Source organism: uncultured Mailhella sp., from assembly GCF_963931295.1.
Classification (GTDB): Bacteria; Desulfobacterota; Desulfovibrionia; order Desulfovibrionales; family Desulfovibrionaceae; genus Mailhella.
Genome location: NZ_OZ007001.1, coordinates 678,180 through 703,775, shown reverse-complemented (window position 1 = coordinate 703,775; position 25,596 = coordinate 678,180). Strand labels below are relative to the sequence as shown.

Annotated in this window: 19 protein-coding genes; 9 read left to right on the top strand and 10 right to left on the bottom strand. The window is 60.6% G+C overall.

Annotated elements, in window-relative coordinates; genetic code table 11:
- Positions 1 to 169 precede the first annotated feature (169 nt).
- The 8 genes from ABGT79_RS02740 to ABGT79_RS02705 all read left to right on the top strand — a co-directional run bounded on the left by ABGT79_RS02740 (position 170) and on the right by ABGT79_RS02705 (position 9,471).
- Positions 170 to 604 (top strand): hypothetical protein, encoded by a 435-nt coding sequence (locus ABGT79_RS02740; RefSeq protein ID WP_346664908.1) that lies wholly within the window; start codon positions 170 to 172, stop codon positions 602 to 604.
- 3 nt (positions 605 to 607) lie between these two features.
- On the top strand, positions 608 to 1,636 hold the full coding sequence (locus tag ABGT79_RS02735) for an SEL1-like repeat protein (RefSeq protein ID WP_346664907.1): 1,029 nt from the start codon (positions 608 to 610) through the stop codon (positions 1,634 to 1,636).
- Complete coding sequence (locus tag ABGT79_RS02730; protein WP_346664906.1) at positions 1,624 to 1,902, top strand: hypothetical protein; 279 nt, start codon at positions 1,624 to 1,626, stop codon at positions 1,900 to 1,902. Before ABGT79_RS02735 ends, ABGT79_RS02730 begins: the two co-directional genes overlap by 13 nt.
- Before the next feature lie 126 nt (positions 1,903 to 2,028).
- Complete coding sequence (locus ABGT79_RS02725) at positions 2,029 to 3,585, top strand: 2-isopropylmalate synthase (protein WP_346664905.1); 1,557 nt, start codon at positions 2,029 to 2,031, stop codon at positions 3,583 to 3,585.
- Positions 3,586 to 3,803: 218 nt separating this feature from the next.
- Positions 3,804 to 5,063: a 3-isopropylmalate dehydratase large subunit gene (gene leuC, locus ABGT79_RS02720; RefSeq protein ID WP_346664904.1), complete on the top strand. Its 1,260-nt coding sequence runs from the start codon at positions 3,804 to 3,806 to the stop codon at positions 5,061 to 5,063.
- A 118-nt stretch (positions 5,064 to 5,181) separates the two neighbouring features.
- Positions 5,182 to 5,691 (top strand): 3-isopropylmalate dehydratase small subunit, encoded by a 510-nt coding sequence (locus ABGT79_RS02715; RefSeq protein ID WP_346664903.1) that lies wholly within the window; start codon positions 5,182 to 5,184, stop codon positions 5,689 to 5,691.
- Positions 5,692 to 6,274: 583 nt separating this feature from the next.
- Complete coding sequence (locus tag ABGT79_RS02710) at positions 6,275 to 7,045, top strand: creatininase family protein (RefSeq protein WP_346664902.1); 771 nt, start codon at positions 6,275 to 6,277, stop codon at positions 7,043 to 7,045.
- An 890-nt stretch (positions 7,046 to 7,935) separates the two neighbouring features.
- Positions 7,936 to 9,471, top strand: coding sequence for a Na+/H+ antiporter NhaC family protein (locus ABGT79_RS02705; RefSeq protein ID WP_346664901.1), 1,536 nt, complete (start codon positions 7,936 to 7,938; stop codon positions 9,469 to 9,471).
- A gap of 898 nt (positions 9,472 to 10,369) precedes the next feature.
- Here the strand turns inward: ABGT79_RS02705 and ABGT79_RS02700 are convergent.
- From ABGT79_RS02700 to ABGT79_RS02685, 4 genes are all read right to left on the bottom strand, one after another.
- The gene (locus tag ABGT79_RS02700; protein WP_346664900.1) at positions 10,370 to 12,295 is read right to left on the bottom strand and encodes a TRAP transporter large permease subunit; all 1,926 of its coding nucleotides are present in this window, start codon (positions 12,293 to 12,295) and stop codon (positions 10,370 to 10,372) included.
- A gap of 204 nt (positions 12,296 to 12,499) precedes the next feature.
- Complete coding sequence (locus ABGT79_RS02695; RefSeq protein ID WP_346664899.1) at positions 12,500 to 13,576, bottom strand: TRAP transporter substrate-binding protein; 1,077 nt, start codon at positions 13,574 to 13,576, stop codon at positions 12,500 to 12,502.
- 13 nt (positions 13,577 to 13,589) lie between these two features.
- Complete coding sequence (locus tag ABGT79_RS02690; RefSeq protein WP_294488241.1) at positions 13,590 to 13,802, bottom strand: 4Fe-4S binding protein; 213 nt, start codon at positions 13,800 to 13,802, stop codon at positions 13,590 to 13,592.
- A 117-nt stretch (positions 13,803 to 13,919) separates the two neighbouring features.
- Positions 13,920 to 15,581, bottom strand: coding sequence for an FAD-binding protein (locus tag ABGT79_RS02685; protein WP_346664898.1), 1,662 nt, complete (start codon positions 15,579 to 15,581; stop codon positions 13,920 to 13,922).
- Positions 15,582 to 15,912: 331 nt separating this feature from the next.
- Here ABGT79_RS02685 and ABGT79_RS02680 point away from each other — a divergent pair, with 331 nt between their 5' ends.
- Positions 15,913 to 17,529, top strand: a complete 1,617-nt coding sequence (locus ABGT79_RS02680) for an RNA repair transcriptional activator RtcR family protein (RefSeq protein WP_346664897.1) — start codon at positions 15,913 to 15,915, stop codon at positions 17,527 to 17,529.
- 110 nt (positions 17,530 to 17,639) lie between these two features.
- Here ABGT79_RS02680 and ABGT79_RS02675 read toward each other — a convergent pair whose 3' ends face one another.
- The 6 genes from ABGT79_RS02675 to ABGT79_RS02650 all read right to left on the bottom strand — a co-directional run bounded on the left by ABGT79_RS02675 (position 17,640) and on the right by ABGT79_RS02650 (position 25,172).
- A complete protein-coding gene (locus ABGT79_RS02675; protein ID WP_346664896.1) occupies positions 17,640 to 18,092 on the bottom strand; it encodes a GNAT family N-acetyltransferase in 453 nt (150 codons plus the stop codon).
- A gap of 84 nt (positions 18,093 to 18,176) precedes the next feature.
- The gene (locus ABGT79_RS02670; protein ID WP_346664895.1) at positions 18,177 to 19,520 is read right to left on the bottom strand and encodes a malic enzyme-like NAD(P)-binding protein; all 1,344 of its coding nucleotides are present in this window, start codon (positions 19,518 to 19,520) and stop codon (positions 18,177 to 18,179) included.
- 15 nt (positions 19,521 to 19,535) lie between these two features.
- Positions 19,536 to 20,645, bottom strand: coding sequence for an alanine--glyoxylate aminotransferase family protein (locus tag ABGT79_RS02665; protein WP_346664894.1), 1,110 nt, complete (start codon positions 20,643 to 20,645; stop codon positions 19,536 to 19,538).
- A gap of 901 nt (positions 20,646 to 21,546) precedes the next feature.
- The gene (gene gatA, locus ABGT79_RS02660; protein ID WP_346664893.1) at positions 21,547 to 23,016 is read right to left on the bottom strand and encodes an Asp-tRNA(Asn)/Glu-tRNA(Gln) amidotransferase subunit GatA; all 1,470 of its coding nucleotides are present in this window, start codon (positions 23,014 to 23,016) and stop codon (positions 21,547 to 21,549) included.
- Positions 23,017 to 23,310: an Asp-tRNA(Asn)/Glu-tRNA(Gln) amidotransferase subunit GatC gene (gene gatC, locus ABGT79_RS02655; RefSeq protein WP_294488225.1), complete on the bottom strand. Its 294-nt coding sequence runs from the start codon at positions 23,308 to 23,310 to the stop codon at positions 23,017 to 23,019.
- A 134-nt stretch (positions 23,311 to 23,444) separates the two neighbouring features.
- On the bottom strand, positions 23,445 to 25,172 hold the full coding sequence (locus ABGT79_RS02650) for an ABC transporter substrate-binding protein (protein ID WP_346664892.1): 1,728 nt from the start codon (positions 25,170 to 25,172) through the stop codon (positions 23,445 to 23,447).
- Positions 25,173 to 25,596 lie beyond the last annotated feature (424 nt).

Here is a 25,596-nt window from a genome sequence, read left to right as displayed (position 1 = left end):
ACTCACCAACAGTGCACCTCTTTAATTATGGCATTGTGAGCTTAGTGTTGAATATTATTTTAGATAATGAAATATAAATAGATTATTGTCATGTAAGTATGTTTTACATTGACGTTTGCTGTAAAAATAACATATACTAATAAATAATTTTTATTAAAGGTGTAATCCTATGAAAAGAAAAACTTTTTTACTTGGCTTACTGTTTTTGCTTGCTTCCGCATTAACGGCATGTGTTCACCCCTATGAAGGAAAGCATTTTTCCCGTTCGTATCCTCATAGTGTTTACAATGGTTTGCCGCTTATGGAAACTATTACCATGGGAAGCACAAACGGTGCTTCTGTAACTTTTAATTATAAACTTGATCCTGTTGGAAATAATAAATATGTTATTAATGGTACCATGGATATGTCGACCAGAGTCGATAGCTATGCTGATATAAATATTTATTTGCTTCTTCTTAAAAGAGGCGATGTTGTTGAAGCTGTACGTATGAATTCTCGAAGTGTAGCTTTGGGAGAAAAAATTGATTTTTCCAAAGAATTCGAGACAGATAAAGATTTTAATGCTCTGACTTTTAATTTCAATGTAAGATATTATCATTGATGTATGAATAAGATAATTGTCATATTAAGCTTTTTGGCGGTATTGTTATGTGGGGTTGACCAGTCTGAGGCTGCCCCCTTTAGTGTTCTTCCTGAAGTGGAAGAGCAGGCATTGAACGGAAATGCCGAGGCTCAATATAATCTGGGAAAATTATATTATGATCATACAGTACATAAAAATTATTATAAAAAGGCAGAATTCTGGTTGCGTAAGGCTTCGGATCAAAAGCATGTTCTTGCCACTGGATTGCTTGCCGTTCTCATGCAGCGTCAAAAGCAACATGAAGAAGCAGTTCGGCTTTATACTTCTGTAAAAAATATACTGCAAAAGGAAGCTGCTGCCGGCAAATCGCGATATCAAGTAGTCATGGGACTCGTATATGGATATGGAGCAGGGGAAAAGAAAGATATTAAAATTGCTTATACCTGGTATAAAAAAGCAGCGGAACAAGGCGATGCTGATGGGCAGTATTTTTTGGCTTGTCGGTATGACAATGGATCTGGTGTAGAAAAAAATTTAAAGACTGCCTTTTATTGGTTTATGAAGTCTGCGGAACAAAATCACTTTCGCGCTCAAAATTCTGTCGGATTTGCGTATGCTCGCGGTGATGGAGTAAAAAAGGATTATAAAAATGCAGTGAACTGGTATTATAAAGCTGCCGTTCAAGGATACTCCTGGGGAGAGTATAATTTGGGACTACAATTCAAGAATGGAAGAGGTGTTCCCCAGGATTTGAAAAAGGCAGTTTTATGGTATGAGAAATCGGCAAAACAGGGCAATTTGTGGGCTCTGAATAATCTTGGTGTGTGCTATTTGAACGGCGAAGGTACTCGAAGGAATTACCAAAAGGCGTTTGAGTTGTTTTGGAAGGCGGCCGAAGGAAATTACTCCTATGGGCAATACAATGTCGGGCGCTGTTATGAGAACGGCTGGGGAGTAGAGCAGAATATTCCCAAGGCTGTGGAATGGTACAGGAAGGCTGCGGATCAGGGCCATCAGGATGCGAAAAAAAATCTTGAATGGCTTCAGTAGTGCCGACAGTGGTATTGACGGGAAGTTTTAAATTTTTTTCTCTTCCTTCACATTTTTTCTTGAAAAAAGCATCCGCATTTCGTACTCTTCCAAAAAAGACGCCGAAAAGGCGAAAAGGAAATCATGATGAACGTCCGCAATGCCGCCGCTGCTCTTCCGAAGAACGAAGTTCGCTTCGCTTCTTCCCTGCTGCTGTGCGCTCTTCTTTGCGGACGACTGTCCGGTCTGCTTCTGCGCCCGGATATATCGTGATTTCTGACGAATGACAGGCAAAAGGCTGTTCCGTCGGAAGTCGGAGCAGCCTTTTTTATAGCCTCCGCCGAGTGGCGGGGGCCCAGGGATGAAACGCCTCAGGCCGCGGGATAACGGCCTGAAAACGCAAGGAGAAAACCATGTCCGACCGCGTCATTATTTTCGATACCACGCTCCGCGACGGGGAACAGTCCCCCGGCGCCACCATGGACCTCAGTGAAAAGATCCGCATCGCCCGTCAGCTGGAAATGCTGGGCGTCGACGTCATTGAGGCGGGCTTCCCCGCGGCCAGCGAAGGTGACTTCGAGGCCGTGAAGGCCATTGCCCAGAGCGTGGAGAACGCGCAGGTCGCCGGCCTTGCCCGCGCCAACGCCAAGGATATCGACCGCGCCTGGGAAGCCGTGAAGTTCGCCCGCAATCCGCGCATCCACACCTTCATCGCCACTTCCCCCATCCACATGGAATACAAGCTGCGCAAGACTCCCGACGAAGTCGTGGAACTCGCCGTCGCCGCCGTGAAGCGCGCCGCCTCCTACACTCCCAACGTGGAATTTTCCGCTGAAGACGCTTCCCGCACCGATCGCGACTTCCTCGTGCGCATCGTCACCGCCGCCATCGACGCCGGCGCCACCACCATCAACATTCCCGACACCGTGGGCTTCGCCCAGCCCGACGAATTCGGCGCGCTCATCCGCTACGTCATCGACAACGTGCCCAATTCCGACAAGGCCATCTTCAGCGTTCACTGCCACGACGACCTCGGTCTGGCCGTGGCCAACAGCCTTGCCGCCGTCAAGAACGGCGCGCGTCAGGCCGAACTGTGCCTCAGCGGCATCGGCGAACGCGCGGGCAACGCCTCCCTCGAAGAATTCGTCATGGCGCTCAAGCTCCGTCCCGAATACTACGGCGTGGAATGCTCCATCGTCACCGAACAGCTTTATCCGTCCTGCCATCTGCTTTCGCTCATCATCGGCCGTCCCATTCCGGCCAACAAGGCCATCATCGGCAGCAACGCCTTTGCCCATGAATCCGGCATCCATCAGGACGGCATGCTCAAGAACCGCAACACCTACGAAATCATGACACCGCAGGCCGTGGGCCGCAAATCCACCGACATCGTCATCGGCAAGCATTCCGGCCGCAACGCCGTGCGCACCCGTCTTGAGGAGCTCGGATACACGCTCGACAACGATCAGGTCAACGCCGTGTTCGCCGCCATGAAGGAACTCGCCGACAAGAAGGCCCGCATTCACGACGAAGACCTCGAAGCCCTCGTCTTTTCCGAAGTGTACCGCATGCGCATTCCGGATCGCTTCCGCCTGAGCAACATCTGCGTGCAGACCACCATGGGTTCCACCATGCCCACCACCGCGGCCGTGGTCATGCAGGATCGCGACAACGAAGTGCGTCTGGCGGGCTTCGGCGTCGGCCCCATCGACGCGGCCTTCAACGTGATTTCCCAGATCTGCGGCACCAAGGCCGAACTCGAAAAGTTCTCCGTGAACGCCATCACCGGCGGCACCGACGCCCAGGGCGAAGTGTCCGTGCATCTGCGTGACGGCAAGTATTCCGCCACGGGCCGCGGCTCCGACCTCGACATCATCGTGGCGAGCGCCAAGGCCTACGTGGACGCCCTGAACCGCCTGGAACACAAGGAAAAGGACGTCATCAGCTACAAGCAGAACCCCGTCGACTAAGCTCGCGGCCGGTCATTCCGGAGCGCCCCGCAACGATGATTCGGAGCGGGGCGCGGGTTTGCAGAGCCCGCGTTCTGACGAAGGCTGCCTCGCGCCCTGCCGCGCGAAGCCTCGGCGTAGAGCGCACACAACATTGCGCCCCCGCCGCCGCGCAGGGAGAGCGCCCGTTTCCCCGCAGGGGCGAAACGCAAATCGTATTTTTTCCTGGAGATGGAATCATGGCAATGACGCTTGCCCAGAAAATACTTCAGATGCACACCGACGAAGAGATCCGCGAACCGGGTCAGATCGTGGAATGTTCGCTTTCCGGCGTGCTCGCCAACGACATCACCGGCCCTCTGGCCATTAAATCCTTCCGCGCCATGGGCGCAAAGAAGGTGTTCGACAAGGATCGCGTGTTTCTGGTGATGGATCACTACACCCCCCAGAAGGATATCGCCTCGGCCAATCAGGTGATCGTGTCCCGTCGCTTTGCCGGGGAAATGGGCATCACCCATTACTACGAAGGCGGCTGCGCGGGCGTGGAACACGCGCTCCTGCCCGAAAAGGGCCTCGTCAAGCCCGGCGATCTCGTCATCGGGGCGGACAGCCATACCTGCACCTACGGCGGCATCGGCGCGTTTTCCACGGGCCTCGGCTCCACGGACATCGCCTGCGGCATGGTGCTCGGCAAGCTGTGGTTCAAGGTGCCTGCCACCATCCGGGTGAACATTGAAGGTTCGATGCCCCGCTGGATTCGCGGCAAGGATCTCATTCTGCGCCTCATCGGGGAAATCGGCGTGGACGGCGCGCTCTACCGCGCGCTGGAATTCGGCGGCTCCGCGCTCAAGGACGTGGATATTGAAGGGCGTCTGTGCATGGCCAACATGGCCATTGAAGCGGGCGGCAAATGCGGCCTCTTCCCCTCCGACGATCTCACCGCCGAATACTGCCGCGCCCACGGCACGCCCGATCCCATGCGTCTTGCCGCCGACGAGGGCGCCGAATACGAGCGCACGGTGACCATGGACGTCACCGGCATGGAACCCGTGGTGGCCTGCCCGCATCTGCCGGAAAACACGCGTCCGGTCTCCGAACTTTCCGACGTGACCGTGGATCAGGTGGTCATCGGTTCCTGCACCAACGGCCGCATCTCCGACATGCGCGACGCGGCCGAGATTCTGCGCGGCCGCAAGGTGGCTAAGGGCGTGCGCTGCATCGTGATTCCCGCCACGCCCGCCGTGTGGCGTCAGGCCATGGACGAAGGTCTCTTCGACGTGTTCTCGGACGCAGGCTGCGTGATCAGCACTCCCACCTGCGGCCCGTGCCTCGGCGGCTACATGGGCGTGCTCGGCGACGGCGAACGCTGCATTTCCACCTCGAACCGCAATTTCCGCGGCCGCATGGGCAGCCTTGAGTCGGAACTCTACCTCGCAAGTCCCGTCGTGGCGGCCGCTTCCGCCGTGACCGGCGTCATTACCGGGCCCGACGCGCTGTAATCCGCGCCCCGCGGCGGCTCTTTCCGGCGCGTTCGGAAAAAGCCGCTCTGCATGCATATCTGCGGGCGTGCCCCGCGCCTTTTGCGCCCTGCGCAGAAGGGAAATACAGGAGTCATCCATGTCCTTTACCGGAAAAGTTCACAAGGTCGGCGCGCATATTGATACCGACGCCATCATCCCGGCCCGTTTCCTCGTCACCACCGATACCCGCAAGCTCGGCGAAGCCTGCATGGAAGGCCTCGAACCCGGCTGGGTCAAGCGCGTCCACGAAGGCGACATCATCGTGGCGGGCCGCAACTTCGGCTGCGGTTCCTCCCGTGAACACGCGCCCCTCGCCATCATCGGCGCAGGCATCCGCGCCGTGGTCGGCCACAGCTTCGCCCGCATCTTCTACCGCAACGCCTTCAACATGGGCCTCATGCTCCTCGAAGTCGGCGACGAGGTCGATAAGATCAACGACGGCGATACCCTCGAAATCAGCCCCGAACACGGCACCATCCGCGACCTCGACAACGGCGCGGAAATCCGTATCCCCCCCCTCTCGCCCATGATGCAGACCCTCATCGACAAGGGCGGCATGGTCAACTACGTCAAAGAACAGCTCAAAGCCCGCGGCGAAGCGGAGTAAAGGCAGGAAAGGCAGAAAGGCAGGAAATGCAGCGGGGGAAATGATTTCCCCCGCGCCCCCTCGATTCTGTCGTCAGGCTTTGCCTGCCGTCGGTCGGAGGGCGAAGGAAGAACCGCGGCCGCGCCGGTCGTGGTTCTTTTTTTTGTGTCGCTGGAGGGGGGAAAGAGAGAAGAGAGGAAAGGCAGAAAAGGCAGAAAGGCAGAAAAGGCAGCGGGGGAAATGATTTCCCCCGCGCCCCCTCGATTCTGTCGTCAGGCTTCGCCTGCCGCCAGCCGGAGGGCGAAGGAAGAACCGCGGCCGCGCTGGTCGTGGTTCTTTTTTTGTCGTTGGACGGTGGGAAGAGAAAAGGATGGATGCGTGAGAGCGGTGTTTTGGGGGACGGCGTTTGTCGGGCGCTGATGTTGTTTTCGGTGGATTCTTGACGCAACCTGCGGACTCGACTACCGTTGAAGCATTGTAGATTCTGGAGACTTTTGCGGTCTCGAGCCATAACAAGGATGTTGAAACATGAAGAAAGGGCAGGAAAAGGCGTCAGAACGGGGATGTTTTTCCTGCCGAACAGTACGCGCCGCGCGGAGGAAACATGAAGCTGAATTATATGTATGAGATGAACACCCGGCAGATTCAGGAACTTGCCCGGAAAACGGATATCGCCTTTCTGCCTGTGGGGCCCACGGAAGTGCATTCCCAGCACCTTCCCGTGGGAACCGACATCGAAAGCGCCATCGACGTGTGCGAACGCGCGGCCCGGAAGCTTGCCGAACGCGGCGTGGAAACCCTGATTGCGCCGCCCGTGAACTATGCCCTGGCCGACGCGGTGAACTGTTTTGTCGGGAACATCACGCTGCGCTACGAAACCGTGGTGGCCGTGGTGGAGGATGTGTGCGTGGGACTCGGCAAATGGGGCTTCACGCATGTGATTCTCATGTGCGGTCATGCGGAGCCGCGCAACATCGAGGCGCTGAAGGAGGCGGCGGAAAACGCCGTGAAGCGCAATCCTTCCATGCGCGTTGAGGTTTCCGACTGGCTGCTCGGCTCGGGCATCGGAGAGCTCCTGCACTGCGAACATCCGGAATGGGACATTCACGCCGGGGAGAGCGAAACCGCGCTCATGCTCAATCGTCGTCCCGACCTTGTGGACATGGACATGCTTCAGACGCTGGAACCCAACTGGGAAGGCGAATTTTTTGCCGAAAGGCTGGCCGCGGGCAACGATTTCATCGGCTGCGGGGCGGTGCTGGCCTATCTCGGCGATCCGCGGGCGGCCACGGCGGAAACCGGAGAAAAGGTGTACGAACGCTATGCCGATCACGTGGTGGACGCCATTTTGAAAGACCGCGCGCAGAAGGCGTAGAGCGGCCCGTCCGCGGCTCGGAAGGCACGAACAAACGGGGGAAGAAGGGCGGAAGGCTGCTTCTTCCCTTTTTTATGCGCTGCGGCGCGGAATGCTGCCGAAGGGGACGGGGCTCGGCCACGGCGTTGATGCGGGGCGATGTCGGGCAGCCTTAGAGAGCGCCGGACGGCGTTGTTTTCCGGCAGCGTGTTGCTCCTCGGACGCCGGATGTCCCCGCTCGAGGGGAGTGGCCGGGACACAGGCGGCGCGGGCGAATGAGACCGGACTCAGTGCCGATCTTCTTCCTCGCGCACAGGGGAAAGCCGCCAAAGTTTGCTTTCAGGCGGTTCCCGGCTGTGCGTTCTTTTGCGCGGACAGGGGAAAGAAGCTCGGGAGCCTTTTTCCTCCATGCTTTGGCGGAGAAGGACTGAACCCCGCACGCAGGCAGAGACGTGTTGCGTTCTTTCTGCGCGCGGACAAGGAAGCGGCTGCGCCGCCACGCCTTCGCAGCCTGCGGGCTCCCTCCGCGCGGGCGGGGAAGGGTTCGACGATGCGGCCATCCCTTCCGGCGGCGGAGCTGCGACGGGGCGCGGCAACCTGCGCCGTTTTCCGCGCGGCGGACAGTGCTGAAACAAGCTGTGCATCGTGAAATTCGGCAACAATGTTGAAGCTCTGCGGAAGGCGCAGGACTCGGCGCACGGCGATGTTTCTCGGGTTCGGACTCGTCCGGAAAAACTGTTGAAGAGCGTTGTATAATCTGGTAGTCTCGTCAGAATGTGAAGAGTGTCTTGCGGGAGCGCGAGCGTTGTGCGTTCGCGGCCCGAGGCGCGGCCCTGTCATGGAGCGTGACGCGGGCGCGCGGTATGTGTTGCGCTTCCTTCGGGGAGCGCCTAGCTTTCTGTGGGGGATTTATGGAACCTTATTATGCTGGCTGGATGTCGCTTCTGCCTCCCGTCACGGCCATCGTGCTTGCGCTTATTACCAAGGAAGTTATTTCTTCTCTGCTCATCGGCATCTTGACCGGCACGTTCATTTATTCCGTGGGCACCGGAGCCGATTTCGTGATCATGAACACCATTGAGTCGGCCTTTGCCATCATGGGCAAGCGGCTCAACTTCGACATCGTGATGTTCTGCTCCGCGCTCGGCGCGCTGGTGTACGTCATTTCCATGGCGGGCGGCTCCCGCGCCTACGGTCGCTGGGCCACGTCGCGCATCAAGAGCCGCCGCACGGCCATGCTTTCCACCTGCGGCCTCGGCGGTCTCATCTTCATCGACGACTATTTCAACTGCCTCACCGTGGGCACCGTGATGAAGCCCGTCACCGACACCTACAAGATTTCCCGCGCCAAGCTGGCCTACATCATCGACGCCACGGCCGCGCCCGTGTGCATCATTGCGCCCATTTCCAGCTGGGCCGCGGCCGTGGGCAGCAATCTGAAGTCAACCGGCGCGTTCGAGAGTGAAATTGCAGCCTTCATTGCGGCCATTCCGTATAATTTCTACTCGCTGCTTTCCCTCACGCTCGTGGTGCTGCTCTGCCTCTTCAAGTGGGATTTCGGTCCCATGCGCGCGGCGGAAAAGCGCGCCGAACACGGCGATCTCGGCGTCATGGCGCAGAAGTCCGAAATAGGCCTCGAAACCAAGAACGGCCATGTGTTCGACATGCTCATTCCCATAGGCAGCCTTATCGTGTTCGCCGTGCTCGCCATGATGTACAGCGGCGGCTACTGGGGTTCCGATCCGGCCTATCATGAATTCCGCGCCGCGCTCGGCAACTGCAACGCGTCGCCTGCGCTGGTGTGGGCTTCCTTCGGCGGTCTGGTGGTGGCGCTGCTGCTTTACGTGCCCCGTCGCCTGATGAGCCTTTCCGAATTCATGCACGGCGCGGTGGAAGGCATGAAGGCCATGCTTACCGCCAACCTCATTCTCGTGCTCGCCTGGGGCATCAGCGGCGTCTGCCAGGACATGCTTCAGACCAACAAGTTCGTGGAATCGCTGGTCACGAGCGGCAACATGGTGGGCGGCATGCTTCCCTTCCTCATCTTCGTGATTGCCGGTTTCCTCAGCTTTTCCACCGGCACGGCCTGGGGCTCCTTCGGCATTCTCATTCCGCTGGTGGTTCCCGTGGCGCAGGCCATCTGCCCCGATCTGCTCGTGGTGGCGCTTTCCGCCACGCTGGCGGGCAGCGTGTTCGGCGATCACTGTTCGCCCATTTCCGACACCACCATTCTGTCCAGCGCCGGCGCGGGGTGCAGCCACATTGAACACGTGTCCACGCAGCTTCCCTACGCGCTTCTCGCCGCAGGATGCAGCGCGGTGGGCTATCTGGTGGCGGGCTTCGTGAGCTCGAGCCCCTGGATCTGCCTGCTCGTGAGCGGCGCGCTGCTGGTGATCTTCCTTCTGCTGCTCAACGTGCTGCACAACAGAAGAGAGGCTTCTGCCTGATCCTGACGCGACGGCGTTTGCGCCGGGCCGTGCGTGCGGTCGGTGCGAACGTCGATAAACGCTGAAATCATCCCCGCCGGAGGCTACTCCGCGCGGGGATTTTTCGTGTCCGGGGGAATGGCCGGAAGAGTTTTCCGGCAGCGGTTCTTTGCCGGGCGGAGAACGCTGTCCGGGGGGCGGGACTGTCCGCCTTCCCTCTGTCGGCAGGAAAAGGGGGCGCGGCACGCTGAATCGTCTGCCGGAAATAGGGGCCCGGGGAGCGGCGGCAGGGGGCTCAGCGGTCTGGAGAGCGGCGACCGGGGAGCGGCAAATGAGGCGTGCGGAAGAGGGGGGGAAGACGGCGGAAGAGGGGGGAGACGCGGCGGAAGCGCGGCGGAGTGATCGGCGTTTTGCCGGGCGCAGTCGGGCGTTGCCGAAGATTCCGGGCAACTCCCCGATTTTGCCCGTCGTTTTTCGTGCGCCGCGGAAAGAATGCGCGCAGCGCATGAGCCCCGGCGCGTTGCGGAGCCGTGGAATCAGGCGTGGCATGTCCCGGAGAAGGTGGACGCAGTTTTTTTGCGTCTGTCTCAGCGTCTTTGGGAACCGGGCTCCGGGTCTTCGGCGTCGGGCATCTCCCGGACTCAGGCGCGAAGTCTCCCGTGTCGGCTCCGGCCTCATCGGCGCCGGGCGGCGTTTCCGGCATCAGGTTCCGCGCGTTGGCACAGGACTCGGCGTTCCCGCCTCTGGAGCAGCCTTCCCGGAACCGGAACGGCGTTCCGCGGGGGAAAATCGGCGGCGTTTTTCCATTGCCCGGAAGCAGGAAGGCCCTCCGGTGAGGGAGGGCCTGGGGGCGGTTCGCGCAGCGGTTTTTCGTGCGCGAACCGGGGGAGTGGTTGCTTCAAGGAGCGTTGTGAGGCGATCAGTGCATCATGGAAGGCAGCCACAAACTGAGCTGCGGGAAGGCCACGATGAGGCCGACGCACACGAACAGGCCCACCACGTAGGGCAGCGAAGCCTTGTACATGAGGCCGATGGGCACGTCGGCAATGCCCTTCATGACGAAGAGGTTGATGCCGAAAGGCGGGGTGATGCAGGCCATGTTCTTGATCAGCGTGGAAATGACGCCGAACCACACGAGGTTCCAGCCGAACACCTTGGCGATGGGCACGAAGATGGGCACGCAGATGAGCACGAGCGGAATGGCGGGGATGAAGCATCCGAGGAAGCAGAGCACGAGGATGATGGCCACCATGACGAGCATGGGAGCGAGGTCGAGGGCGGCGATGGAGTTGGCGAGCACCATGGGGATGCGGCTCAGGGTCATGAAGTTGCCGAGCAGGTTGGCGCCGGCGAGCAGGGCGAAGCACATGGCGGTGAACTTTCCGGCGTCGTTGAGGGCGGAGGAGAGCTTCTTGGTGGTCATGCGGCGCAGGGCGTAGGCCAGGGCCAGCATGCCGAACACGCCTACGCCGCCGCCTTCGGTGGCGGTGAAGATGCCGCCGTAGATGCCGCCGATGACCAGAATGAAGATGGCCATGATGGGCAGGGCGGAGCGCAGGGAGGTGACGGCTTCGAGGCGGGAGACGCGGGGCGAGGCGGGCGCGGCCGCAGGATTGATGCGGGCCCACACCACGATGACGCCGATGAAGCAGAACATGCACAGAAGTCCGGGAATGACGCCGGCGATGAAGAGTTCGCCGATGGACTGTTCGGCGAGCACGCCGTAGAGGATGAAGGTGGTGGAAGGCGGAATGAGGCTGCCGATGGTGCCGGAGCAGGCGAGGCAGCCGATGGCGAGGGCGTCGTCGTAGTGGCTCTTGCGCATTTCGGGCAGGGCTATGGCCGACATGGCCACGCTGCCGGCGAGGGAGTCGCCGACCACGGCGCCGAAGGCGGTGCAGGCGCACACGCTGCCGGTGGCGAGGCCGCCGCGCCAGTGTCCCATCCAGGAGCGTGCGGCGCGGTAGAGATCCTGACCGAACTGCCCTTCAAAGCAGACGTAGCCCATGAGCAGGAAGAACATGAGGGGCGACCAGTCGTAGCTGGCCACGGTGTTGTACCAGAACTGCCCGAGCATGTTCCAGGCGGCCATGGTGCCGCGCATGTTGGAGATGAACACGGCGGCCGAAGCCATGAGGGCGTAGGCCACGGGCATGCCGGAGAAGAAGAGGAAGAACATGAACGCGCAGCCCCACACGCCGAGCACCACGCTGGAGACGCCGCGCATTCTGTGCATGGCGAACCAGACGAAGGCGGCGGTGGAGGCGAAGGCCACGATGACGGCGAGCACGGTGGAAGCGGTGCCGTAGTTGTCGTGAGCCTTGAGGATGGCGGCGAGGAAGTCGTGAACGAGGGTGAGCAGCAGAAGCAGGCATCCTGCGGAGGCGAACCACACGAAGGGAGCCACGGGGAGGTTGAGGGTGGGGGAATAGAGTTCGCAGGTGCTCGCGTAGCGCATCATGGCGGCGAGGCACACGGCCACGGTGGTGACGGACCAGAAGGTGGTGACCACGGCGAGCAGGGTCTGCGTTTTTTCGCTGAGCTTGGCGGTGACCACGTCCATGACGATGTGACCGCCGGTCCACTGGGCGTAGGCCACGGAAGTGAAGAAAACGATGACCATGAAGAACTCGGTGAGTTCCATGGTGCCGCTGAGAGGACTGGAAAGGAAATAGCGGAGAAGAACGTCCAGCGTGGTGATGAGCACCATGAGCAGGAAGAAGAACATGCCGAGGGCGCTGGCTTTCTGGCACACGGTTTCCAGATGCTTCAGAATGTCGACGCATGCGCGCAGAGGCGCCAGACCGGCGGGCCGGGGGGAGAGGTTGGTTGCTGATGATGCCATGACAGACTCCTGGACGTTATGCAATGAGCGTGGTGTGTTTCGGCATGACGCTCTGGAGGATGCGGCGAGGCCGCATCCGGGTACAAGGAAAAACCGCGTTTTTCCGCAGTACGCGGGAGTATTGTGGGAGAACGAGCCGGGATGTTTCGGCCCGGAAAGAGGGAAAAGGCCGGGGGAAGAATTCCCCCGGCTGAGGTGATAGGATTACTTTTCCACGTACTGGGCGGCGCGGGACTGAGCCCAGGGGGTCATGTCGCGCTTTTCGAGTTCGCGGAACTTGGCAAGAATGGCTTCGGCGGGCAGACCCTTGTCCTTGGTGAACTGGATCCATTCGGCGTAGGTGGGTTCGGCGAGGGCGTCGGCCTTGGCGTAGTCGGCGTCGGAGAGCATGTGGAGCTTGCCGCCCTGTTCCTTCTGCCAGCGTTCAAGGCTGTTGTACTGCATGTCGTTCCAGAAGTCGCTGAAGATCTTGGGCGCGTATTCGCGCGACACGTCGTCGATGACCTTCTGCAGATCGGGGGGCATGCTGTCGTAGGTGTCCTGGTTCATGACGCAGTAGAACACGGAGCCGCCGATGTTCACGAGGGTGAGGTTCTTGATGATGTCGCCGAGCTTGCGGGAAACGAGCACTTCGCAGTCCACGACGGCGCCGTCGATGACGCCCTTTTCCAGGGACATGTACATGTCGGGCAGGGTGACGCCCACCACGGTGGCGCCGAGGGCGCGCACGCGGTCGAGACGGATGCCGCCGCCCGACACGCCTATCTTCATGCCCTTGAGGTCTTCAAGGCTCTTGACGGGCTTGTCGCGGGTGCCGATGAGCATGCCCATGGTGTGACCTTCCACGAAGAGCAGGCGGGTGCCCTTCACGTCTTCCATGGCTTCCTTGGGGAAGGCTTCGTGCAGGGAGCGCACGAGGTTGGCGGCGTCCACGGTGCAGAGGCTGGGGCGCACGAGGTTGAGGAGCTGTTCATGGAAGGGATAGCGGCCGAGGCCGCCCACGGTGAACGTGGCTTCGCCGAGATCGGCCACGCCGGTGCGCACGGATTCCACCACTTCGGCCTGCTTGCTGAGAGCCTGGGCGAAGTAGGGTTCAATGACGATGCGGCCGCCGCTGCGCTTGGTGATTTCGTCGGCCCAGGGCTTGATGGCCATGGTCCAGCGGTTGTGAACCGGGGGAACGGCAAGGTTGAGGGAAAGCACATAGTCCGCGGCCTTCGCGGGGATGGCGGCGGCCAGAATCATGGCGGCGCCGAGCAGAAGGGAAGAGAGTCTGTTCATGCGTTTCCTCCGGTCAGACAAGGGTGTAGAGCGGAAACTCGAAACTGATGGCGTCCTTGGGGCAGCTTATGCGGCAGTTGCCGCAGTGCCAGCATTCGTGTTTGTATTCTTCGATGACGTGGGGCGTTTTGTCGTGTTCCTTGTCGAGGGCCAGGATATAGGCGGGGCAGTCTCTGACGCACATGCCGCAGCGGATGCATTTCTCTTCATGGAATACGGGAGGCATGAGTGATCTCCTGATGTTGACGTTTGGCGGGGAAAAGGAACCCGGGAAAGGCGGAAGCGCATGAGCGGCGCGTCCGGGCCCGGCTCCGGCGCGAAGGGGGAGCCGGGCGCAGAGGAATTATTTGCCGGCGGGTTCAAGCCAGGAAAAGACGGGGCCTTCGTCTCCCTTGACGACCACGAGCCCCTTGGCGAGGGCGGGATCCTTTTCGGGATAGTCGGTGAGCACGTACATGCCTCGGCCGCTTTCCTTGCGCTGGAGGCAGGCGTCGAGGTGAATGCGGCACAGTTCGAGGATTTCAAAGGCTTCGTGAATGCGCATGAGATCGTGGAGGTTGTCGGCGCGCACGCGGTCTCTGTAGCCGTTGATGAAGTTGAGGCGATCGAGGGCCACGGCCATGCCGGGCATGTTGCGGCGGAACTTGGCGTAATAGTCCATGACCTGGCGGATGGGATCTTCAAAATCGCTGTGGGTCATGGTGCCGGAGGTGTTGTTGAGGGGCGCGAGAATGCGGTCGCGTTCGGCGAGGATTTCCTCGTCGGAGGGGCCGGCCATGTCGAGGGAGGGAGCGTTTTCGGCGGCGTGACCGCCGGCCACGAAGCCGCCGCACATGGCGCCGGAGAAGCTCGTGAAGTTGCAGCCGGCGTAGAGGCCGCGCACGGGGGTTTCCAGATTGTCGTCGGCAAGCAGCATGCCGGAGAGGCTGAGTTCGCCCACTTCGACTTCCAGCGGATACTTGCTGAATTCAATGCCGCGGGCCTTGCAGTAATCGAGATAGGTGGCCTTGTCGGCGGGCATGAGCACGTACTGCAGATGATGCACGTCGTGTTCGTTGAGGTGACGCATGTCCATGTAGAAGGGCGGGCCGTAGCCTTCGACCTGCTGCTGATTGGTGCCCATCATCTGATTGCGGCGTATGCCGTTTTCGCCCATGGGATCATACTTGAACATGAAGCGTTCGCCGAGGGCGTTGAGTTCGTGGCCGCCCATGTTGTTGATGCCGTTCATGCCGGGCGCGCCCCAGCCCTTGGGGAGAATGGTGCCGCGGCAGGAGATGTCGGCGTTGACGATGGGCGCGCCGATGTCGTAGGCGAGGGTGAAGTAGCTGCCGGTGGTGAAGGGGGTGAACCAGCAGTTGTAGGGGTTGTGGGAAGAGTTGTTGGTGCAGCGCTGGGCGTGCCAGCCGAGGCTGTTGACGGCGGCGCGGCAGCGGATGGCGGAAACTTCGCCGGTGAGCACGTTGAAGCCCATGCAGCCGGCGATTTTGCCGTTTTTCTTGAACAGCTTGGTGATCTGGAAGTTGTCGAGCACGGTGACGCCGAGGGAGCGCACGCGCTTGGCGAGTCCGCGCTTGATCTTTCTGCCGTTGGGAATGTGCAGCCACCAGGCGCCGGGCTGACCGAAGCCCACGGAGCGGAAGTAGAAGCCGTCGTCGCGACGGAGGAATTCCACGCCGCACTCTTCGAGAATCTTGACGCAGGGCTTGAGGGCGTCGTGCCACTGTTCGATCTGTTTTTCGCGGTAGCCGTAGGCGGACTTCATGTAGAAGGCGACAAAGCTTTCCTTGTTGTCGTAGGGCTCGTCGGTGTCGAGCACGGCCATGAAGTGGTCGTTGCCGCCGCCGAGGGAGCCGGAACTTTCGAGCGTGCCCTTGCCGACCATGAGAACGTCGAGGCCCTTGCCGGCCGAGTTCAGGGCCGCGCCTATGCCGGAAGCGCCGGTGCCGAGAATAAGCACATCGGTCTCGTAAAGAGTACCCCAATCGTGTTTGACGGATTTCATATATGCTCCTTGGTGACAGATGCGTGATTGCATGATAAAAAAAGAGCAAGAATCGTGCCAGATTCGCGGAAAATAATATGCTGAAAAAACGCCATGTTGTGCAAGATGCTCGATAAATTTCAGGAGAATTTCAGAAAAAGGTTTGATTATCAGAGAAAAAGATGATTTTTTAAGAAAAATGCGGTTCGTGAAAAATGGATTTAATGAAAAGGCATTTTTCTTGTGATGTTTTGGTCAAGTCCGTTTTCCCCCGGATCCGTCCTGTGCTATAACGGCATGCGTCTTCCGCATCGGAAGGCCCGGACAACGGAAACGCGCGCCAGGAGGCTGCATGAAAAAAAACGTGGTGTTCAGCACCATTTCCATCGATCACGACATAGCGGACGCCGATTCCCGCTGGAAGCTCTGGCGGCCGCTCGTCGAACTTGTGCAGGTGCGCAAATTTTTCATTCACAGGCTCTACTATTTCATTCCTCCCTCGCTCAAGGACAGGCTGAACGCCCTGCAGAATGATCTGGAGGAACTCGCCCCGCACACCGAAGTGGTGCCCGTGGTCATCGACACCAGAAGCAATTTTTCGCCGCAGTCCTTTGCGGAAAACTATCTTTTCTTCGATCAGTTCTTCAGTTCCTTTTCCTTCAACGATCAGGAGGAGGACTACTATCTGCACTTCGGCCCGGGCAACATGTTTGCGCATTCGTTCATGATCATGATGCTGGTGAACATCAAGCGCATACGTTGCCGCATCATTCAGCTGCGCAGTTCCAAGGATCGTTTCGGACGCATCCATTCGACCATTCAGATTTACGACAACGCCATCAACAACTGGATATCCAAGATAGGCGACATCGAACAGCGCAAGCAGTCGCAGGACATCATCCGCGGGGGCATCCGCACGAAGAATCCGGTGTTCAACCAGCTGGTGAAGGATATCGAACACGTGGCGCGTCACTCCACGGCGCCCATTCTGCTTTACGGGGCCACGGGCACGGGCAAGACCATCATGGCGCGGCGCATTTACGAGCTCAGGCTCCAGACCGGCATGGTCACCGGGCCGCTTGTGGAAGTGAACTGCGCCTCCTTCCGCGGCGATTCGGCCATGTCGGCGCTGTTCGGGCATGTGCGCGGAGCCTTCACGGGCGCGACGTCCGAGCGCAAGGGCATGCTGGCCATGGCGCATTCGGGCATTCTTTTTCTCGACGAAGTGGGGGAACTCGGCCCCGACGTGCAGGCGCTGCTGCTCAAGGCCGTGGAGGAAAAGAGATTTTTCCCCTTCGGTTCGGACAAGCCGGTGTTCAGCAATTTTCAGCTCATCACGGCGACCAATCGGGATCTGTTCACCGACGCCCGCAACGGCAAGTTCCGCACCGATCTTTTTGCGCGCATCAATCTGTGGTATTTCCGCCTGCCGAGCCTGCGCGAGCGCCCGGAAGACATCGAGTCGAACATTGACTACGAACTCAAGCGGCTTTCGGAACAGCGCGGCATTTTTGCGGACTTTCTTCCCGAGGCGCGTGAGCTCTATCTCGATTTCGCCCGCTCGCCGGAAGCCGCTTGGCCGGGCAACTTCCGCACGTTGTCGAGCAGTCTGGAACGCATGCACACCTATGCCTTTCAGGGCATCATAACGAAGGAGACCGTGGAAAAGGAAATAGCCTATCTGCGTTCCCTCTGGCGGCGGCGGATGGAAAAACTGGAAGGCGTGGAATTCCCGCTCATTGCGCGGGCCTCGCATCTCATAGACCGCGAGCTCGACCTCTTCGACAAGGTGCAGCTCGAAAAGGTGCTCGAAGTCTGCCTTTCCTGCACCCGCCGCTCGGAAGCGGGACGCCTCCTTTTTGCCAGCTCAAGACTCCGAAAGACCAGCGCCGACGATACCGCGAGGCTCAACAAGTATCTGCGATCCTTTAATCTGTCGTGGGAGAGCGTGAAGAGCCTCGAAGAGTGACGCCTGCTGCCCGCAGACGAACCACGAGCGAAAAACGCAGACCATCCGCCGTCAGAAACGCGGGCGACCGCGTCTGCCTGCTGAAAAGGCGGACGGGGAAGGGCGCGTGCTCAGTCCGGAAGGTGCTGCCTGAGATAGATCATGTCCCGGAGCACCTTGCCGTCTTCCACGATGGGATGATCGTAGTTCTTGGTGAAGAAGTCCTTTTCCACATGGGAGAAGGTGAAGCCGCAGGCGTTGTAGAAGCCGAGCGTGGCCTCGCTCTCTCCGGTTCCCACCTGCAGCATGCCTTTGCCGCGGTAGCGGTTCAAAAGAAAAGCGATCATGTCCCGGCCGAGGCCCTGCCTCCGCAGTTCCGGGGCGACGGCGATGTTCTTGAGTTCGTACAGACCGTCGTCTTCCTTCGTGACCACGGCGGCGGCCGCGGCTTCATCCTTTTCGTCGAAGGCCACGAAGAGCTCGCCGCGCTCAAGATAGCGCTCTATCATGTTTTCCTGTTCGTCGGCTTCCAGAAGCAGGGGCAGAAAGCGTTTTTTGTGGTACTCTATGAGGCGTATGATCATGGCAACTCCGTGCAGCAAAAAGGGCGCGTCCATGACGGACGCGCCCCGGTTCACGAGAGGCGGGACGTTCCCGCTTCGTCCGATTTATTTGTTGTAGCTTTCCCAGTAGGAAGCCATGCGGGCCTTGGCCTTGCTCATGCGTTCGCGCAGCATGAGGCGGTAGGCTTCCACGCTGCCGCCGATGTCTTCCATGCTGCCGCGGGCCACGCCGCTGTCCACGGCGGCCTTGGCCACGGCCGGGGCCACCCATTCGATGATGCGCGGATCAAGCGGCATGGGAATGATGTATTCCGGGCCGAAGGTGAAATCGCGGCCGTGATAGGCGGCGCGCACGTCTTCGGGCACGGGTTCGAGGGCGAGATCGGCAAGAGCGCGGGCGGCGGCGATTTTCATTTCTTCGTTGATCTTGCTTGCGCGCACGTCGAGCGCGCCGCGGAAGATGAACGGGAAGCCGGACACGTTGTTCACCTGATTGGGATAGTCGGAACGGCCCGTGCCCATGATGGCGTCGGGACGCACGGCCTTGGCCTCTTCATAGCCGATTTCCGGCACAGGATTGGCGCAGGCGAAGATTACGGGCTTTTCGGCCATGCCCTTCAGCATGTCGGGCTTGAGGGTTCCCGGGCCGGAGAGGCCGAGGAAGAGGTTGGCGCCTTCCATGGCGGCGTAGAGGGTATCGGCAATGGACGCGCCGGGGGCGGGTTCCTTCTGGGCGAAGGTCATCTGCACGTCGGACAGGTCGGTGCGGCCCGCGTGGATGAGCCCCTTGATGTCGAACATGGAAATGTTTTCCTTCTTCACGCCCATGGAGGCGTAGAAGCGGGCGCAGGCCATGCCGGCGGCTCCCGCGCCCATGACGACGATTTTCATGTCGGCGATGTCGCGGCCCGTGATGCGCGAAGCGTTCATGAGCGCCGCGCCGGTGATGACCGCCGTGCCGTGCTGATCGTCGTGGAACACGGGAATGTTCATGGACTTTTTCAGCTCTTCCTCGATGTAGAAGCATTCCGGACCGCGGATGTCTTCGAGGTTGATGCCGCCGAAGGTGGGTTCGAGGGCCTTCACGATGTCGATGAGGCGATCGGGATCGGAGCAGTCGAGTTCGATGTCGAAGGCGTCCACGTCGGCAAAGAGCTTGAAGAGCATGCTTTTGCCTTCCATGACGGGCTTGCCCGCAAGCGGTCCGATGTTGCCGAGACCGAGCACCGCGGTGCCGTTGGTGACCACGGCCACGAGATTGCTGCGGCCGGTGAGCTTGGCGGCTGCGGCTTCGTCGGTCACAATGTCGCGGCAGGCTTCGGCCACGCCGGGGCTGTAGGCGAGGGTGAGGTCGTCCTGAGTGGTGGCCTTCTTGCTGGGCATCACTTCAATTTTGCCGGGGCGGGGCAGGCCGTGATAGCGGCGCACGTCTTCCTTGGTGTAGCTCATGCATCTGATCCTTTGTTATTTTGAGAGAATGTCTTTCATGACGGCGAGGGCCGAGGTCATGGCTTCGGCATTGGCCTGGGTTCCCATGTGACCCATGCGGAACACCTTGCCGGCGAGCGGGCCGAGGCTGCCGCCCACGTACAGACCGCGTTCGGCGAGGGCAACGCGCCAGTCGTTCCACGCCCAGCCTTCGGGCACGCGGATGGCGGTCACGGTGGGGGAATTCACGGCGTCTTTTGCGGGCCACAGCGAGAGACCGAGAGCCTGTACGCCTTCGCGGCACTGACGGGCCACCGCTTCATGACGGGCGAACACGTTTTCGAGGCCTTCCTTTTCCAGTGCGGAAAGCGAAGCATCCAGCGCGGCCACGCCCCACCAGTTGGGCGTGTAGGGGAAGCGCATGGGGTCTTCGATGGCGTGATCGAAAGGACGAATGGCGTCGTAGCCGGTGTAGTTCACCTCGCGCACGCGTTCCCACGCAGCCTCGCTCACGCTCATGAAGCTCATGTCGGGCGGGCAGGCCAGACACTTCTGAGAGCCGCCGAGCACGCAGTCGGCGTTCCAGGCGTCGGCGTGTACGGGCGCGCCGCCCGCGCTGGCCACGGTGTCCACCACCAGGAAGGGAACGCCGAGATCCTTTTTCAGACGGCCGAGCTCTTCCAGCGGATTCAGCGTGCCGGAAGGCGTCTCGCAGTGAACGGCGGTCATGAGCACCGGATGATGCTCCTTGACGGCGTCCTTCACCTTTTCCAGCGTGGAAGCGGAAATGGTCTTGTCGTAGGGCTCGGAAATACGCACGGCCTTGCAGCCGATGACTTCGGCCATGTCGGCAAAGCCGTCGCCGAAAACGCCCGTGCCCACCGTAAGCACCGTGTCGCCGGGCTTCAGCAAGCTCTTGAGCGCGCCCCACAACACAAGCATGCCTTCGCCCGTGCCCATGAGCACGTCTTCCTTCGTGCCGAGCACTTTCTGAAGGCGCACGCGTACCGACTTGTAAAGTTCAAGATATTCCGTGCCTATGCGCGGCGGAGCATAGTCGCGGGAAAGCGCGCGGGCAACATCGGGATGAACGGAAACAGGGCCGGGATAAAAAGGCATGGCCGCATAGGGCTTGAAGCTGTTCATATCATGCGCGGAAAGCAAAACTCATGAACGGAGAAGACGCTTTTCCGCTTGTGGTTGCCTTCCCCGCCCCCTCCCTCCCGGGAGAACTCGCCGGACGAATCCCTCCGTCCGTACCTGAAACATAACAAGCGTTTTCGTGGAAACCCCACGCCCTGTCAAGGCCCTTTCCCTGCCCCCGCTCTGGAAAGGCGGAAAAGGCAGAGAAGACAGGAAAGGCATGCGGGGGAAATAATTCCCCCCGCCCCCCCCCCTGTTTCTGCCTCCCGGTTTCGCCGGTTCGGCAGGGCGGGAGTACGGATGCAGGACGCGTTGTCGAAAAAGGGCGGAAGGTTGGAAAGACAGGGCTGCGGAGGCCGGGGAGCTTGGCGGGCGCTGTTCGGTCTGCGGACTCAGTGCAGGTGTGTCCTCACGGACCCACCTGCGGTGCCGACTCCTGTCCGGCCTGCGCCGGACAGGCGTATCAAAGGAAAGGATTTCCAGATATTTTGGGGAGAGGGGATGCGAAGTTTTGGGAGAAAACGACTTTGGAACGATGTAAGCTTTTCCGCCGCATAGAGGAGCCGCACGCCTGGCGAAAATGCGTCGGCATTTATCGGGGTATGTGTTGCGGCGTTCGTTTCCGATGGCTGGTTTCGAAGCGAACGTGTCGAAGGAAGTGCTTTTCAAATGTTGAAAGCGGGAAAACTGGCGCGTGTGGCAATGCTGAGAGGTGCGCGGACAGAAAGAGGAACGGAGCAGAAGGAAGGCAAAAAAACAGGAAAAAAGACGGGGGAAGCTTCGACGTACACCCAAAAATGCTGCGGGACGGACCCGCGAGGGTTCGTCCCGCAAATTATGGGGGTTCGGGGGAGATTATCTCCCCCGATGCCTTTCTTGTCTTTTCTGCCTTTCCTGCCTTTCTCTACATCGGGGCGTGCTGGTTATGGGTGCCGAGGGCGCGGGTGAGCTTGTCGCCGGCGAGGAAGAGTCGGCCTTCGTCGAAGGCGCGGCCCATGAGCTGGATGCCGACGGGGAGGTGTCCGCTTTTACCGACGGGGATGGAGAGGCCGGGGAGGCCGGCGAGGTTGAGGGACAGGGTAAAGATGTCCATGAAGTACATCTGGAGCGGGTCGTCGGACATGTGTCCCATCTGCCAGGCGGGGACGGGGGAGACGGGGGCGAGGAGCATGTCGCAGGCGTTGAGGGCGTCGAGGTAGTCCTGCCGGATGAGGCGGCGCACCTGAGCGGCCTTGCGGTAGTAGGCGTCGTAGTAGCCGGCGGAGAGCACGTAGGAGCCGAGCAGGATACGGCGCTGCACTTCGGGGCCGAAGCCTTCGGTGCGGGAGCTCGTGTACATGTCTTCGAGGTTTTTGGGGTTGGCGGTGCGGTGTCCGTAGCGCACGCCGTCGTAGCGGGCGAGGTTGGAGCTGGCTTCGGCGGCGGCGAGGATGTAGTAGCTGGCAATGGAGTATTCCGTGTGGGGCAGAGAGACTTCCACTACCTTGGCGCCGAGTTCTTTGGCGGTTTCCACGGCCTTGTTGCAGGCGGCGGCCACGCCTTCGTCGAGGCCCTTGTGTCCGAAGAATTCGCGCGGCATGCCGAGAGTGAGGCCGGAGAGGTCGTTCTGGCTGGTCATGGCGGCGTGGTAGTCGGGCACGGGCACGGGGGAGGAAGTGCTGTCGCGTTCGTCGTGACCGGCAATGACCTGGAGCACGGCGGCGGCGTCTTCCACGGTGCGGGCGAGCGGGCCCACCTGATCGAAGGAGGAGGCGTAGGCGAGCAGGCCGTAGCGGGACACGCGTCCGTAGGTGGGCTTGATGCCGACGCAGCCGCACAGGGAGGCGGGCTGACGGATGGAGCCGCCGGTATCCGAGCCCAGGGAGGCGAAGCACTGGCAGGCGGACACGCTGGCGGCGGAACCGCCGCTGGAGCCGCCGGGCACGCAGGCAACGTCCCAGGGGTTGGCGGTGGTCTTGTAGGCGGAGTGTTCGGTGGTGGAACCCATGGCGAATTCATCCATGTTGTTCTTGCCGAGAATGACGGCTCCGGCCTGTTTCAGGCGCTCGACCACGAGGGCGTCGTAGGGGGAGAGGAATCCTTCCAGAATTTTTGAGGCGGCGGTGGTGGGGAGGCCTTTGAGGGTAATGGCGTCCTTCACGGTCATGGGCACGCCCCAGAGGGGCTTGTCGGAGAGGTCGGCCGGGCGATTTCTGTCCATGTCGCGGGCCTGTTCCAGTGCCTCTTCGTCGCGACGGGCGAGCAGGGCGTTGATTCTGGGTTCGGTTTCGTTGATGCGCTTGAGGCAGGCGGCGGTGAGTTCTTCCGCGCTGGTTTCGCCGCGGCGCACGGCGTCGCGGGCCTCGCAGAGGGAAAGTTCAAACAGTTCGGCCATTTATTTTCCCTCCACGATACGGGGAACAATGAAGAACGCGCCGTCGGTGGCGGGGGCTCCGGCGAGGATGTCGGCGCGGTCGCAGCGGCGCACGGCAACGTCGTCGCGGAAGGCGCATTCATGAATCACGGGCGAATACAAAGGTTCCACGCCGGTGGTGTCGAGTTCGGAAAGTTTGTCCATGTAGGCAAGAATGCTGGAGCACTGCTGCGCCATTTCCTCCTGCGCGGCGGGATCCGGGGCCAGCCGGGAGAGGCGGCACAGGTGCAGAAAGTCGTTTTTGTCGAGAGACATGCGGTTTTTTCTCTTTTACAGGGTGGGTTGGACGTGTTCTGTCGAAACTGGCGCGTTGATCTCGGCGTCGGGGGCGCTGAGTGTTTCGCGCGGGGAAGTTCCGCGCAGCGCTGTGGGCGTTGCGCGGAACGCGGTTACTTGCTGAGGGAGTCCACGAGCTGATCGAAGCTCACGGGCCGCTGAGGAGCGGCAGGCGCGGCGGGTTCGGAAACGGAGAGGTCGCCGGAAGCGAGGCGGTCTCTGATCGTCTGCATGTCGGCCGGAATGTGTCCGGTGGACGCAGGCTGGAACAGGAAAAGCTGACGACTTGCCTTGCCCGAGGCGTCCCAGCGCATGGGCGCGGAAGCCCAGTCCAGGGAAGGCGCGGAGGCCAGGGCGCGGTTGAGCTGAGCGGGGGTCCAGCCGGGCTGCAGATTGAGAGCCGCGGCGAAGCGCACGAAGTCGAAGCCCAGGGCGGACCAGTCGTCGGTACGCTGATTTTTGGCGGCCATGGCGTTGCGGAAGGCGCTCACGCCGGGGCCGGAAAGTCTGTCGTTCCACACGCCGGGGAAGATGGTGAGGGCGAAGGTGGCGGCGTTGTTGCGGCTGGTGGGGCCGAGGCTCTGTTCCCAGATAGAGGTTCCCATCATGAGCCGGTTCTGCGCGCCGCTGTAGTGCAGGCTGGAGACGAGCATGTCCATGTTCTTCCAGCTGTCGGGCAGGAAGATGGCCTGAAAGTCGGCGGTGGCCACGGGAATGCTGCCGCGCTGCGAGCCCACCTGCGTTTTCACGAAGGCGCCGGCTTCCTTGGGCCAGGCGTTCATTTTTCCGGCGGTGTAGGAGCCGGATGTCACGGAGTAGCCGCGGGCGGCGGCTTCCTGCATGAACAGGCCGCCCATGCGCTTGCTGTAGGAATCGCCGGGACTGAACACCCCGAACGAGGTGATGCCGAGCGAGGACGCGCCGTCGAGCAGGGCCTTGATCTGATCTTCAGGGCTGGCGAAGAAGCGCCAGGCATGCACGCCTTCGTCGCCGGAAGGCAGCGACGCCGTGAAGGAGAAGAGGGCGCGGCCGGAAGCGGCGGCCTTGACGGCCTTGTAGCGGCCGGGAATGAGCGGGCCGCCCACCATGACGAACTGAGGCGGCAGCGACTGCACGGCCTGCTGCCATCCGGTGAGGCCGGTGTCGATGATGCGCAGATCCACGTTTTTGCCGGAGAGGCGCAGATCGTCCACGGCGGCCTGCGCGCCTGCGGCCACCTGACGGCCGAGGGCCGAGGCGGAACCCGTCTGAGGAATGACGAGCGCCACGCTCACCGGGCCGCTCTGACTCACTTCAGGAACCTGTCCGAGTCCGAGCATGGAGGGAGAGGCGTAGAGCATGGGATTGGACAGCCGCGAGAGCACGGCCGAAGGATCGGAAACCAGACCGCGACGCGCGGCCTTGAGCATGACGAGGTTCCAGGGGAAGCTCTTTTCCTGATCGGCAGACACGGACGAGGCGAGCTTTCTGAGGGAATCGCTGTCCATGGCGTCGAGGTCGTGCCAGTACATGGTTTCCCAGGTGGAGCGCTGATCGGCCGTGGCGGCGGCGTAGAGCGAGGCGAGTTCCTTCCTGGCGGGATACCCCTGCCTGCCCGGACGACTCGCGGCAATGGAAAGCGCGCGAATCTTCAGCGCCTGAGAGGACGAAGGATTCTTCCAGACGATTTCGGCGCGCCGCCCCTGTTCCACGCCTGGGAGCCCGGCAATGCTGTTGACCCACATCGTGACTTCGTCCTGCCTCTGGAACGGCAGACGCTGCTTTTCCAGCAGCGAACAGCCGGATACAAGCATGGCAAGACACACGGAAAGAAGAAGGAAAAGTCGAAAACGGGCTTTCATGGCGGTATCCTTTGTTCGTCTGGGCAAACGGGCCCACCGGATTGCCGGAACGGCGAGCCGCAACGCAAAAACGAAAGACGCACCCCGCCCCCCGTTCCGCCGCGACAGCGGAAAGGTGCCGATCCGGAAAAACAAGACTCCGAACGTCATAACGCCCGGAGCCTTGAGCATAAATCAGCTTGCATGTGAGAGCAAGTGCGCAGTCAGCGCTTTTGCCCGCTCTCCTTGCCACCTTCGTCTTTTTTCGTTCCTTCCGTGTCGTTCTTTCGCATGTCACGCATGCTCAGCGGATCAACCCGGAATCAGCACGACGTCGTGCCCCCGCCCCGGCGTATCGCCATGGCCGCCAAAAGCGCCAGCACAATAATCAGAACCGTGCCTAAACTGTCCATCCAGTCCATGACCAACCTCCTTGCTGAACTTC

Excerpts from the sequence above, each read along its gene's own strand:
- ABGT79_RS02680 (WP_346664897.1), top strand. The coding sequence starts at position 15,913 with ATGAAAAAAAACGTGGTGTTCAGCACCATTTCCATCGATCACGACATA.
- ABGT79_RS02675 (WP_346664896.1), bottom strand. The coding sequence starts at position 18,092 with ATGATCATACGCCTCATAGAGTACCACAAAAAACGCTTTCTGCCCCTG.
- ABGT79_RS02705 (WP_346664901.1), top strand. The coding sequence starts at position 7,936 with ATGGAACCTTATTATGCTGGCTGGATGTCGCTTCTGCCTCCCGTCACG.
- ABGT79_RS02700 (WP_346664900.1), bottom strand. The coding sequence starts at position 12,295 with ATGGCATCATCAGCAACCAACCTCTCCCCCCGGCCCGCCGGTCTGGCG.
- ABGT79_RS02730 (WP_346664906.1), top strand. The coding sequence starts at position 1,624 with ATGGCTTCAGTAGTGCCGACAGTGGTATTGACGGGAAGTTTTAAATTT.
- leuC (WP_346664904.1), top strand. The coding sequence starts at position 3,804 with ATGGCAATGACGCTTGCCCAGAAAATACTTCAGATGCACACCGACGAA.
- ABGT79_RS02710 (WP_346664902.1), top strand. The coding sequence starts at position 6,275 with ATGAAGCTGAATTATATGTATGAGATGAACACCCGGCAGATTCAGGAA.
- ABGT79_RS02740 (WP_346664908.1), top strand. The coding sequence starts at position 170 with ATGAAAAGAAAAACTTTTTTACTTGGCTTACTGTTTTTGCTTGCTTCC.
- ABGT79_RS02695 (WP_346664899.1), bottom strand. The coding sequence starts at position 13,576 with ATGAACAGACTCTCTTCCCTTCTGCTCGGCGCCGCCATGATTCTGGCC.
- ABGT79_RS02650 (WP_346664892.1), bottom strand. The coding sequence starts at position 25,172 with ATGAAAGCCCGTTTTCGACTTTTCCTTCTTCTTTCCGTGTGTCTTGCC.
- gatA (WP_346664893.1), bottom strand. The coding sequence starts at position 23,016 with ATGGCCGAACTGTTTGAACTTTCCCTCTGCGAGGCCCGCGACGCCGTG.
- gatC (WP_294488225.1), bottom strand. The coding sequence starts at position 23,310 with ATGTCTCTCGACAAAAACGACTTTCTGCACCTGTGCCGCCTCTCCCGG.
- ABGT79_RS02715 (WP_346664903.1), top strand. The coding sequence starts at position 5,182 with ATGTCCTTTACCGGAAAAGTTCACAAGGTCGGCGCGCATATTGATACC.
- ABGT79_RS02725 (WP_346664905.1), top strand. The coding sequence starts at position 2,029 with ATGTCCGACCGCGTCATTATTTTCGATACCACGCTCCGCGACGGGGAA.
- ABGT79_RS02665 (WP_346664894.1), bottom strand. The coding sequence starts at position 20,645 with ATGAACAGCTTCAAGCCCTATGCGGCCATGCCTTTTTATCCCGGCCCT.
- ABGT79_RS02670 (WP_346664895.1), bottom strand. The coding sequence starts at position 19,520 with ATGAGCTACACCAAGGAAGACGTGCGCCGCTATCACGGCCTGCCCCGC.
- ABGT79_RS02685 (WP_346664898.1), bottom strand. The coding sequence starts at position 15,581 with ATGAAATCCGTCAAACACGATTGGGGTACTCTTTACGAGACCGATGTG.
- ABGT79_RS02735 (WP_346664907.1), top strand. The coding sequence starts at position 608 with ATGAATAAGATAATTGTCATATTAAGCTTTTTGGCGGTATTGTTATGT.
- ABGT79_RS02690 (WP_294488241.1), bottom strand. The coding sequence starts at position 13,802 with ATGCCTCCCGTATTCCATGAAGAGAAATGCATCCGCTGCGGCATGTGC.